A 12703-nucleotide genomic window follows, 5' to 3' on the forward strand; every position below is an offset into this window, starting at 1 on the left:
GGTAAGTTTCGTCTTCAAATCGATACGCCAACTACGCGAGCCGCATTAACCGGCGTAATAACCACTCAAGGCTCAATGCGCTACATATCACGCCCAATAGGGTCATGTGAATCTTCTCAGCAAACTCTTCATTTTCTCGACCTCGCTGGATTTTCGTCACAGCCCGGCTCTCAATCGCCTGCCCCAGGGGACGAACTTCGTCGACACCTTCAACAACCGATTGAAGTGTGCGGTAATATCTGCCGCTAGTGGTTTCAGCGAGCCCCGCCAGCAGCGCCTCATTGCGTCTCGTCTGTTTGAACTCCAGATCCGGCAGTGAAACCTGTAGTCGGCGTTCAATAACCTCGTCAACAGCGTCAGGAGCCGAAAGCTCTAGCCGGTAGTCCCCTTCCGCTTTGACGATGAATTGACCGAGAAAAGTTCCCGGGCGGTTCTCGTCCGCCTTCAGGACGACCTCCGACGATTCTCCCTTTGGGTCGTTGATTCGAATTGAAACTTGATTCGCGACATAAGGTTCTTGGGAAGCAGTACGAAGTTGCGCCCGAAGCGGAACTTCTTCGCCAACTGTGTAGCTATCACGGGCCAGTAGGAGCGTACCGCGGGAGGAACCGCGCTCAAGCCGGCCTTGGGTTACGTGACGGACGAGCTGGGTATAGAACTTCTCCATCAACCCAGGATCCACGGCTCGCAATCGCCACATCTCCCCGCTACCCATGTAGAACACACGCCCCGAACCGAAAAACTGTTCAGCCATGTAGACGGGTCGCTTCGTGCTAATGCCGGCATCGGGGTCGCTATATCTTGCGTAAACCTGTGCACCCGGCTTCGCACCCTTGACTGCATAGCAGCCGTAAACGCCTGGAAAACTGTTCCACACGGCTAGGCTTTCACTGGCAGTATCGGCCAGCGAAAGAAAATCCGCCTCTTGACCAGCGCGTTCGAAGGCAATCGGCCAGGGGACTGCTGAGCCGTAAATTCCATCATCAAGCAAAGAGAGACGCCGCTGGAATTCCACAGGATAGAGTGCACGAACCTTCGCATGCTCGGGGCTCTGAACGAGCGCCGCAGTATGAACCGGACCGGCGACAACAATGAGTCCCCCTGCTTGCTCAGAGACCCACTTCGCGAGTAGTTCTACTTCCGTCGCATCGAGCTGTGTCCAGTCTGGGTCAAAGGCAACAAGGCAATCATATTCGTAGAGAGTCGACTTCTCAGCAGGAAATGCGGTCAGCACTTGGTCGGCATCTTGAGAAATCCCCGGAGGTGATAACTGCAACAGCACATCAACCGACGTATGTTTATCCCGGCGGAGTTGGTTACGGAGGAAACGATACTCGCGCGTCGCACCGCTGGCGAGCAGGAGAACCTTGGTTGAGGTCTCGATGACTTCCATCTCCGCCGTACGCGTGTTATCCGCATCGTACTGATCGTCGGTTGGCGCGTTGATTCGAGCCTCTAACTGAATCCTACCGATTTCGCTGGGTGTTAATTCAAACTCGACGGATTCTGATTGCTCATCGGAGACGATATTGACCTGTTGCGAACCGATCCGCGTCTCGGGCGCGTCCTTGCCAAACCTCGCGTAGAGTTCGACTGCGAAACTGCGATTCCGAAACCCCTCTGCACGAAGCGCGACACGTACTTTCGTCTTGTCTTCAGGATAGACCCTCGAAGGTGCGGAGAGTTCTTGCACGCGTAGATTGGTGCGCGGCTTTGTCGTTCCTAGTCCAACCGTATAGACGGGTATCTCAGCCTCTGCGGCAAGTTGGCCGATCGTCGTTGGTTCGACGCCCGAATTGTTATTTCCATCGGTAACGACAACGACCCCCGCCAAGGGCGACTTGCTCGACTCATTTTGACTTTGCAGCACTTTCGCCAAAGCATCTCCCAGGGCTGTGCGGGATTCCTGTGGATCGAGCTCTTCGAGCCAATCGATTCGCTTAGCGGACGCTTCATCGGGTTGTGCTGTTGGATTTTCTCCAGCCTCGGGGCGATCTATTGAATCGAGTTCAAACTCTCCGCGATCCCATTGCCCAAGTCGTTTCGGTACTCCCCCAAAAGTACGAACGGTCAGGTGATGTTGATCCGCCAAGTCGGCGAGTAGGGAGGATTGCGTCAGCAGATTGGTAACCGCCTGATGCCGGGTTAGCAAAGCCTTCCCAGCGAAGGACTCATCGGTCACGGCCATACTTTGGCTGACGTCCAAAAGGACTGTTACTTGAGAATCTTCTACCGTCTGCTGATCCGTACGCTTGGTAGGTTTCAGGAAAAATACTAACGCCCCCGCCAACGCTATTAGTCGAAGCGTTCCCAGCAAAACGGCTGCCCCGCGGGGCAGGTTGGCGGCCTCGCGACCGTATTGCCAGATGACATACAACAGGGCGACCACACTGCCGGCAATGATCAGTCCCAAAAGCACCCGCGGATCATCGGCGTCCGCCAGTCGCTCGAACTGATAGATCGTCAGGTCACTTGCTGTGGCAAGTAGGTATTGAGTTGGGAGGCAAGTCATGCGAGCGACCTCCGCACTGTCGATGCGTTTCCTGCTCGATGATAGCTCGCGGCAACAGCAGTTAGTTGCTCGATGGCTAGAACGACCAGAAGACTCCAGAAGAGGACCTCGCGCAACGGGTAACCGGCGGCTCCTTCCTCACCTTTCGCGGCTCGCGAAGCCAAAAGAAACTCGTAATCGATGCCCTTGAGAACCTCTGACAACTCAACTCGACCTAACGACTTCAAGTCTCCTTCGCCGATAGGCACATTGACGGCAATCGCTGGAGAAGCGTCGTGACGCAACGATTCCTTTTGCTCGCTTGGCGACAATTGAAAACGCCATACGCCACTGGTGGCAGGCTCGGGCGCAGCGAACTTCAAGCCTCTGTCGTCTGGTACTCCTAATAGAGCAACCGACTCCTTCCCCGCACTGGGTGGGACAAGCCTTGCTTCGGCCTGAAAAGCGTTCTCGTCGACATGGATCGCTAGTTTTTCTCCAGAGGTTGCAAGGCGAAACTGGCGTCTGGCCGCCGTCAGGTAGCCTGCCAGTTCATTCGCATAGACGGGAAACATCGGGTTCACCCCCCAGTTGCTCCACACACCGAGTTGCGTCTCTCTTGGAGAGAGCTTGCAGAGTTGGGCCACAACCCTTCCAGCCCCAAGTTGCTTTTCGACCACGAAGGGGGAGTCGTTGCGGAGTCGGGCTATTACTTTGGTATCCTCATCGGTCCCAGCCTGCGATTGGGGATCCACAGAGAAGTAGAAGTTCGTCCTGACTAACTCAAGGAAACCGTTCCGTTGTCCGGTAAACATGCGGAAGATTGGATGCCTGGTCACGCGGACTTCAGGGAGCTGACTTTCTCGATCCACCAGTAGTTGGGTCGGTCTGTCGATGGGCACAGGCATCAGCCCCTTGCCGTCGCGGTAAAGCTGGGAGTTGTAAAAGGATCGCTCCGTCTGAGGCCCTAAGAAGATCGCCAAACCTCCTCCGCCATCGACATAGTTTTCCAAGGCTTCAATCTCAGGGCGATCAAGCTGGGGAACGTCAAGCAAGAAGATAGCGGCGAATCGCTCTAGCTCAGCGTGTCTGCGCAAGAAATCGATTCGTTCCACCTGTGGATTCCAACCCGCCAGACTCTTACCACCGGGGCTGAGGGCCGTTTTGAGAAAGTAACCGTCATCCCCGAGTTTTGAGCCATCGATGATCAATAGCGGCATGGTTTTGGGGAAGGAAGCTGCGAAGTAGCGGGTGTTGTCAAGCCGAATCGGATCTCGCGATACCGAACTAGGATCGATTCGTGCAGTTAGGGCATGAGTTCCTGCCGTTTGAAAATTGACGCGAATTCGCTGGGTCGCAGACTCTCCGGGGGAAATGCTCTCGTAACGGATTGCCGGAAGGCGGTTCTTGTCCGCTTCGACGAGAACCGTCACTTCACTTGCGTCCTTTTCAGAGTAATTGGTCACTTCAACGGAGTACCAAGTCTCAACATTGGCAGCCCGGAGGCCGTCTTCAGGCTCTAGTTTTGTGATCGCCAGATTCGCTCGTGACTGCGTCACACATTGTACTAATCTCAGATGGTCAACTTGCTCGCGGAATCGTTTAACGAGTTGAGCTAGTTGGGTTTCTTCTCTCCATTGTTCTTGGCGGTAATCGGAAACAACGTACGCGGTACGTGACTCATCAGCCGTGGAATCTGGAAGTCTTAAAGCTGCTTGGAGCGCATCAACGGGTCCGGCCATACTTTCCGAGGGCCGCAGCGAGCCAAACTGCTCCGACAGCTCCTCCAGGAGCTTGCCGTTCAAGTCACGCTCAGAAAACTCAGAGGTCGCTCCTACGCTAAGCGATTCCGCTTCTGAAAACCGAATAATCGTGACGGTCTGTTTGCCTTCAGCATTGTTGGCCTGAGTCAGTAACCTCTGAATCGCTGCTTTCGCTTCAGCAAATGCCGTCGTATCGTCCCATTCGTCGGACATCGAGTAACTATCATCGAGTAGAAAGATATGATGCGTGACTCCTGCCCCGAAAAACTTGGCCCAGGCAGGCTGGATCACAGGCTTCGCAAGCATGCCAAGAATTACGGCAACTGCCAGCGTCCTCAATAACCAAAGTAGCAACTGCCGGAGAACGATCCATTTCCGGTTGCGTTTCTGACTCTCGAGCAAGAAATCCATTGCAGCCCACTCGACCACGCGACGGCGGCGCAGATTGATCAGGTGGATCAAGAGTGGGACCAACACCAATGGCCAGCCGTACTTCAAGATGGTGGGAAGGAGATACGTCAAACTACTTCCTGGCTGCCATTCGTCGAGTTAAGTACTTTGCCAAGGCCGCATCAAGCGGGTCGCTCGTACGGATCAACATGTAATCGATCGCATCACGAGCACAGCCGTGCCTCAGAGCCGCCAGATAGCGATCGAGCGCTTCCAAATAGCCTTCACGCAACGCCCGAGGGTTGCAGTTGAAGTGTCTCGTCAGCTCCAATCCCTCAAAACGAGTCGGCCCTTCAAAGGGAAAATCGACTTCGTCGTCATCGAGAATATGCAGCACAAGCACATCGTGTCCCCTTTGGCGTAGCAGCCGCAATCCGCGTAGAGTCGACTCAACCTCACCTAGGAGGTCGGACACGACAATCATCATCCCTCTCTGGGGACTCTGTTCGGCGATCTCTCTAAGGATGCCGCCGGGATCGGTCTTGTTTTGTGGTTTCGAGGCGTCGAGTGCTTGGATAATGGCGCTCAGATGGACATCGCTGCTTCGCAACGGCGTCCGTGTGCGAATGGTTTCATCGAACGCCAAGCAAGCCACTGCATCGTGTTGCTTGAGCAACAGGTAGGCAAGACTCGTGGCAACGGTCGCCGCGTAGTCATACTTGTTAAGCGGTCCCGATCCGTATTGCATACTTTTCGAGACATCGACCAACAGCGTGGTCCGCATATTGGCATCTTCTTCAAACTGCTTGACGTACAGCTTGTCTTGCTTCGCCCAGACCTTCCAATCGACATGACGAAGATCGTCGCCAGGTGTGTATTGACGGTGCTGAAGGAACTCGATCGATTGGCCGAAGTAGGGACTGCGGTGCATACCGCTCATGAACCCTTCGACAATATGTCGTGCGCGAATCTCGAGACGACCAATCCGACGGATTGCCTCAGGATGCAAAAATCGCTTTGAATCGGGCGTCATTTGCCAATTCATCCTCTCTGGCCGGCGTCGATTCGAGAAGCTGATCGATCACCTGATCGGAATTCACGCCATCGCTTTCCGCTGCAAAGTTGACGACCACTCGGTGACGTAGCACCGGTTTCGCAAGGGCCTGCACGTCTTCAACTGAGACGTGCGTGCGGCGATGCATCAGTGCTCTGGCTTTCGCCCCCAGAATCATGAACTGAACAGCACGCGGCCCGGCCCCCCATGCCAGCTGGTCAGCAGCAAACTCAGGGATATGTTTTTCACCCACTCGTGTTTGACGGACTAGCGAGAGTGCGTAGCGAATTACATGATCGCCTACCGGCACCAGGCGGACCATGTTTTGCAGCGAGAGAATCTCCTCAGGCGAGACCACCGGCTGGACGACATCGGCTGGGGTTCCCGTCGTTCGACGAACGACCTCAAACTCCTCGTCGAAACTGGGATAGGTGACGAGCACCTTGAACATGAAGCGGTCTTGCTGTGCTTCGGGGAGTGGATAGGTACCCTCTTGTTCGATTGGATTCTGCGTCGCCAATACGAAAAAGGGGTCAGCCAGTTGGTGACGCACGCGTCCGACGGTTACTTGACGTTCCTGCATCGCTTCGAGCAGCGCGGCTTGTGTCTTGGGCGGAGTGCGATTGATCTCGTCAGCCAGGATGATATTGGAGAAGAGTGGGCCTTCAAGGAATCGCATCTCCCGGTGACCGGTTGATCGGTTTTCCTCGATGATATCGGTCCCCGTGATATCCGCTGGCATCAAGTCGGGCGTAAATTGAATCCGATTGAATGAGAGGTTGAGCGTTCGTGCGAGCGTGCTAATCAGCAATGTTTTCGCCAGCCCCGGAACGCCCTCCAACATGCAGTGGCCGCGACTGAAAAGACTGATGAGCAATTGATCAATCACTGCGTCTTGACCGACGATCACTTGAGAGAGCTGCTCGCGGATGCGATCAACGGCTGAAGCGAGTTGCTCGACAAGCTGGCTATCTGCTAAATCTTCCGAGTTGTTCATTCCGGTGAGTTTTCTATCTCTGGTAGATGGGCAGTGCAGCCTTCTCCAACTGCAGCATGATTAGATTCAACGAGGTTGTATAAACGGGGCCAATGTAACCCTGCTGCCATGAAGTGGCGGTATTCTCGCCTATCGTGACTTGGGCGGCTTCACGCAGCAGACGTTTCTCAATAGCCGTGCGGTATTGCTCCCATGACTTGTCTCCCTCGCGATACCGTACTTGAGAGTAGTAAAAATGTGCGTAATGCCAATGGCCAAACGAATCGCGTGTATCTGGCCGCAGGTGATCGCGACAATACTTTACCATGCGGGGCACGTAATCGTCATCATACTCTCCCGCGTTATAGAGGCAGGCCACTGCAGCAGCCGTGATGGCAGGGCGTCCGCCACCACCTTTGGAACTATATTGGACGGCACCATCTTTGAGCGTACAACGATGGATGTACTTCACGGCTTTATCGATTATCTCTTTCGGCACTGGGATGCCCGCATTGCGGCACCCGCGAAGTCCTTGCACTTGCGTGATGGTCGTCGAGCCTTCGTCGAACCCGCTGCCATCCTTAGCACTCACGTACCCCCATCCCCCGGCTTTGGTTTGGGCACGACCGGTAAACTCGACGGCTTTAGTGAGTACTTGGATTAGTTCCGCCCGGCGCTCCAAGTCCTCTTCTTCCCCAAGCACTTGCGAGAGGAACAGCATTGCGAACCCGTGACCATAGGTGTAGCGGTCGTCATCCGAGTCGCCGATCAGCCCATTGCGACGTGAACGTCTTACTAAATAGTCGACCGCTCGCCTGAGATTAGGTGCGTACTTACCCTGGGTCGTCGTCGAGCCCTCGCAAAGCAGCGCGAGACCAGCCAAGGCAGTCATCGCGGTGGGATAACGCTGCTGTGCTTTCCATCCCCCCGAGGCCTGTTGTTGGAATGCCAACCAATCTAATCCCTGGGAGATCGTCTTCTTGACCTTGGGATTCTCGATTGCCGCGACGCAATCTCCACAGAGCAGCCAGCAAGACACCATGGCTAGCAACAGCGCTCGGCAACCTCCCTGCATCGTTACGGCTCCTAAAGGATTCTCTAGTTAAAGTCTGATTCCTACAGCCTTAATTATACCCAAAGAGCTCCAGCGAGCAGCAGGGCTAATTACCTCTTCGAAGTTTATCAATGATTCCACTTAGTCCCCGATTGGCTGGAAGATTATCGCTTTCGACTTCTGACATGGCCGGTGGGAGCGGAGGTCGCGGATCGTCTGTGAAGTTCAATTGGACGACTTTGTTTGACATTTCAGCCCTCAACTTCGGCTGGCCTGCTTCTGCGACGCGGGTTCGAAAATGTCCGCCACCGGAGGTTGGCAATCCATCAGAGCGATAAAGAGTTGCTCCTGTACGACGATCTAACGCAAGCATCGAGATCCTCTGTCGACTTGAACTCGAGTTGTCGTGCCGATAGTGGTTCGACACGAATACGAGCGCTGGCAAATCGCGTGGCTGGGTCACAGGCCAACCCTGTTGAGTCAGCTCGGCAGGTCTCGCCCAAAGTGCTTCCCCCGTCCGGCGGTCGAAGGCGGCAACTTTGCCGTTGATGATCGCGTAATCGCTCGGATTGATGGGGCGAACGTGAGTCCTTCCAGGACGATTGTTTGTCGAATTGGTGAGAAGTAGCAAGCTTTCCGTGCCAACGGACAAATGCACTTCCTTCAGACTTTGCGTCTCACCTAATTCGGATGCGACGAGGACATTTCCTTCCTCGGCATCGAACACTTTCGCGTCCCCTTGTTGCGTAACACAGGCCAAGTACCGTCCTCGATCGACGTCGACTCTTGTTCCCTCGGGAAAGCGCTCGCTCCAAAGCACTTCCCCTGTTAGAGCGTCAAGAGAGGACAATTCCCAACGCGCTGACTTTGGCTCGCTTGCGTCTTGTTGCCAGCAGATAACCTTGCGCCCCAGGGTCGTCAGGTGTTCTCGCCAAAGCGGAACCTCGACCTTGGTGATCTCGCGGCCATCAATGACGCTGAACACTCTCGCTTCGCTTGCCCCTTGCGGAGTCGCAAATACGTACTCTTCATCGCCAAACAGATCGCAGCCCAAAGCAATGTCGTTACGTGCCCACTTGAGTGTGCCGTCCAATGGGTCAACACAGACAAGCCGTTGCTGGTCTTGGTAAAGACAGCCTTGCGAGCTCACCGGGCCCAAGACCCCAATCCACTTCCCGTCCCACGTCGCTCGACTAGAGCGATAAGATCCCGGGCGTTGTCCGGGCGGACTCCCTGGCTCCCCGTGGAAGGGGTTGCCGTCAAGTTCACTCGCTAGACTCGTCTGCCACAGAAGCTCAGGTTGGGCGTTGTCGCCCGACGCCATGGTGTTAAAGGCTGCCAACTGGCGACCGAATGAAACAACAAGAATATTCCCAAAGGCAACAGCATGCATGCTTCCTGCTTGTCGATAGTGCACACGCCTACGTTGTTGAGTTTCTACTGAAGCACGAAAGAAATCTCTGCCCAGACTATCGCGAACCGTCAACTCACCAACGCGTGAAAGAAAAACGCGGCAACCGCCCAGTACTTCATCAGCACGTTCCAGGCGAATCCCGTATTTGGGACTCCGACTTGAAGCACGAGACTGTGAACTCTCTGCGGTAGTTGCCTCGACTCTTCCCACAGGCCAGGAAGCCTCTGGTAGTGGATCGAGTAAAAGTGATCCAAACTCCCTACCGGTGCTTTCTTCATAAAAGGGGAATTGAGCAGCGGCTCCAGAGATTTGCTGCTCATACTCGCGAGCCAATCCGCCGAGCCCTTCGCGATGTAACAGTGAGGCAAGCCTGGCACTTGCTTCCATCCGGACTTTGGAATCTTGCGAATGGACGAACGCTTTCCATTTGACTTGAGCCGAAAGCGAATCGGCCTGCTCGTAAGCGAGTTGTGCAATTGAGACGCGTGACGACTCATTAAGCAAGCTACCGAAATAGGCATCTACCCTGTCGGCTAGCGTGAAATCGTCTTGTGGCGTTGACTTGTACCGTTCCGAGATTCGCGCGGAGATCATCGAACGAGTTTCAGGATCGGCTTCAGCGTTAATGGATTGTAGCTGAGCGCTAACCCAATTGGGAATCGCAACTTCCCTACCTTGGTTTAGCTGAAAGGTCTCGGAACTTGGTAATGCGAGGTCATAGATGGCAAGGCAGGCATCGACAGCGGCCAAGTACTCGCCCATCTGTGTGAGTCCATTCGCTTTGATTCTCAGAAGCTTCGCACGCAGCAAGGGGCTGCCATCCTGAAGCTTTTCCAAGAAGGTGAGCCGAGTCTTGTAGGCAGCAAAGTCTTCGTCCAGCGCCGTGAGGAGAGCTTCTGCTAGTATTTCTTGTGTCGATTCCGCATTTTGATCCTCGCGGTAAGCTCTCTCCAACAACGAAACGGCTTCACTCAAGCGGCCCTGTTTGTAGGCGATTTCGCCTAGCGTGCGCAGCGCCTCGACATTTTTGGGCGACTCAGCCAAGAGCCGATCTGCCTGTTTTCGCAGGATCTCGATCTGATCAAATTTTTGAAGCGACTTTCCGTCGTTCGCCAGAATGGCGTCACCGTGGCAAGTCAGATTGCCAAGAACTTGTCCGTCGCGAGCTTTCACACTGGCGACAATCTTCCCCAGAGAAAGATCAATCGCCACAACTTCCGCGGAACTGAGAGGCAAATAATATCGTCCCTCACTAAGGAAACCGCTGCCACTTGGCGAAGTGCCTTTTGCCAACTTAATATCGGACCAGGCCGCCTTGCCGTCATCCAATCTCAAACCTCGAATTCCCTTTGGTCCAATCAACAACACGGCTTGTGATCCAACACAAGCGAGTTTCATCATTTCTTTCTGCGGTTGTTTCCAAAGTAACTCGCCTGTGTGTAGGTCAAGGCAATGCAGCTCGTTCGATTCAGGTGGAGTCAGGAAAACCCGACCATCGACGATAACAGCAGCCGCATCGGTCCATGTGCCTGTGAATTTGTTCTTCGACGGCTGCGGCTGGTTGACATACCTTTGGGGAGAATCGTCGCGGACTTCATACCGATAGGCCCAGGCGAGGGACTGCTTGATAAGATCGACACTGATGACCATGCCATTGCCAATGGGACAAACGAGCATGCCATCACGGTAAGACGGAGAGGCATTTTGTAAGCGGCGCTGCGAATCCAGCAAGACACCTCGATCGAGATTAACGAGCTGCTGCTTCCAAGTGAGCTGCCCGTTGCTTGCGTTTGCCGCGTAGAGCCAAATCGCATTTTTGATCTCAACCAGTCCGTAAATCACGTCTCCGATTGCAAGGGGAGTTCCCACGAAGAAACCGCCGGAGAACTCGCCGCGTGGGCTCGCCCCATCCAGCTCCCAAAGCAATTTGCCTTGTGTCGCCAGATCGTACGCGCAGAGGCGATTCGTGATCACACTCCCCGCAGTTCCCCGAGGTCGTAAGCCGGCCCCGAAAATATCTTCCTCGACCTCTTCGTACGAGTTGAGGTCTCGGATGACAAAGGCGCGACGCCCGTCGCTGCTGAGCGAGGAGTAAAGCTGATCTCGCCATAGTCGCTGACTAAAGAAAACGGCTGATTCAGGGTTAAGAACGCCATCCCCAGAAGTAGGTCCCTCCTTCAATAATGCTTCAATCTGGTCAGCAGGCTGCGGCTCCGCTCGCCAGATTCGCTTTCCCGTCTTGAAATCCACGGCGAGAAGCGAGTGGGCTGTGCGAATCAACACCGTATTGCCAATCGCTAGCGGACTGCTCGCAACCGGCGTAAGCTCTTTTCTGCGAAGTTTCTCGCTCGCAAAGTCCTCGTAAATCCGCTCCAGCCGAGGCTGATCTAGGAGTCGCACATTCCAGCGTACCCGCATGTGAGGGAAGCCCCCCTCGGAGGTCGCATCTCGGGAGGGATTTCCTCGGGCAGTTAGCCAATCGGTTTGTTCTTGTCTTTTCGCAATATTGGGAAGACCAACCTGCTGTTTTATCCAGGAAACCTTTGTCCGCCGGTCAGTTAGCTTCGTGTTGTTACCGCCCAACTCGAAAGAATGCATGGCATGTTGGCTCAGCGGCATAAGCACTTCGCCAGCACGCTGCTCGTCACCTGCAGCCATGAATGTCAGGGCAGCGTTTACGGGAAGCGAAACTCCCAAGTGTTTCATCGCAGCAGGCGCGCGGAGAAGGGTTTCATAGGTCATCGCAGCTAGTCTGACTTGACCCGCGTCGGCATCTCGCTGGGCGAGTAGCATGGACGCTTCGTACCCAGCAGGTGTGTGGAAATACCTTTGAACGACGCGAACTAAGTCCTCCCGCTGCCCCGAATCGAGCGCCTCAGCAAGCCGACGCTGAGCTGCCGGTGCATAAGCGGAAAGATAGGCTGCTCTTCCTTCGGCAGACAGGTCCCTTAGGAGCTGTCGAGCCTTCTCCTTAAGCCCGACGATTCGTTCCGGTTTCTCTCCTAGAGAGGTTTGCCTCGGAACAACAAAGTAGTCTTCCTCTCCAGCGAGCACTTCATCAAGAAAACGCAGCGCTTGGGTGTACTCCCCACGAGCAATTCTTTCCTCTGCCTTGCGAATGCCGCGGGTGAGGTTTCGATCCTGAGGTAGCTCTGCTGCTGAATATCGCAGCTCGTTCCCCGGTATGAAGCGCTGCCCTCTGGTGACCTGCTGCGAAGCGAATAAGACGAGAAAGCCTACGCCGATATGTCCGAGCAGTCTGCAGGAAAGCTTCAAAACTCGTTTAGCTTTGTTCGGGGCGTTTATGGACTTCGCAGCCAGCAGCTTAACAACGGAAGTTTCACCATTCGAGCTTGAGACAGCTTGATGCGGTCGAAAATGGAGGTTTTTACCCAAAAAGTGGATCTCCATGATGATTTCACAGGGCGTTTTCTTGTTGCACAATCATTCTAGGCGATAGAACCGAAAAAGTCGGCGGAAACGGCCCCCAGTTTGGTGCCGATTTGGCTCTCAAAAGGCTGTAAGTCGCTTGTATAGCTAAGTTTATGGCCTAGCGTTGGA

Annotated in this window: 6 protein-coding genes; all 6 read right to left on the reverse strand. The window is 54.6% G+C overall.

Annotated elements, in window-relative coordinates; genetic code table 11:
- Positions 1-31 precede the first annotated feature (31 nt).
- The 6 genes from RIB44_06990 to RIB44_07015 all read right to left on the reverse strand — a co-directional run bounded on the left by RIB44_06990 (position 32) and on the right by RIB44_07015 (position 12418).
- Positions 32-2512 carry a vWA domain-containing protein gene (locus tag RIB44_06990; protein MEQ8616324.1) on the reverse strand — a complete coding sequence of 827 codons (2481 nt, stop codon included), beginning with the start codon at positions 2510-2512 and terminating at the stop codon, positions 32-34.
- On the reverse strand, positions 2509-4776 hold the full coding sequence (locus RIB44_06995; GenBank protein MEQ8616325.1) for a BatA domain-containing protein: 2268 nt from the start codon (positions 4774-4776) through the stop codon (positions 2509-2511). The genes RIB44_06990 and RIB44_06995 overlap by 4 nt, the downstream gene beginning before the upstream one ends.
- Position 4777: 1 nt before the next feature.
- The gene (locus tag RIB44_07000; protein ID MEQ8616326.1) at positions 4778-5677 is read right to left on the reverse strand and encodes a DUF58 domain-containing protein; all 900 of its coding nucleotides are present in this window, start codon (positions 5675-5677) and stop codon (positions 4778-4780) included.
- A complete protein-coding gene (locus RIB44_07005; protein MEQ8616327.1) occupies positions 5643-6695 on the reverse strand; it encodes a MoxR family ATPase in 1053 nt (350 codons plus the stop codon). Before RIB44_07005 ends, RIB44_07000 begins: the two co-directional genes overlap by 35 nt.
- A 13-nt stretch (positions 6696-6708) precedes the next feature.
- The gene (locus RIB44_07010; GenBank protein ID MEQ8616328.1) at positions 6709-7749 is read right to left on the reverse strand and encodes a terpene cyclase/mutase family protein; all 1041 of its coding nucleotides are present in this window, start codon (positions 7747-7749) and stop codon (positions 6709-6711) included.
- 85 nt (positions 7750-7834) lie between these two features.
- Complete coding sequence (locus RIB44_07015; protein ID MEQ8616329.1) at positions 7835-12418, reverse strand: PQQ-binding-like beta-propeller repeat protein; 4584 nt, start codon at positions 12416-12418, stop codon at positions 7835-7837.
- Positions 12419-12703: the final 285 nt, after the last annotated feature.

It is taken from the genome of Lacipirellulaceae bacterium, assembly GCA_040218535.1.
In the GTDB taxonomy this organism is placed as follows: domain Bacteria; phylum Planctomycetota; class Planctomycetia; order Pirellulales; family Lacipirellulaceae; genus Adhaeretor.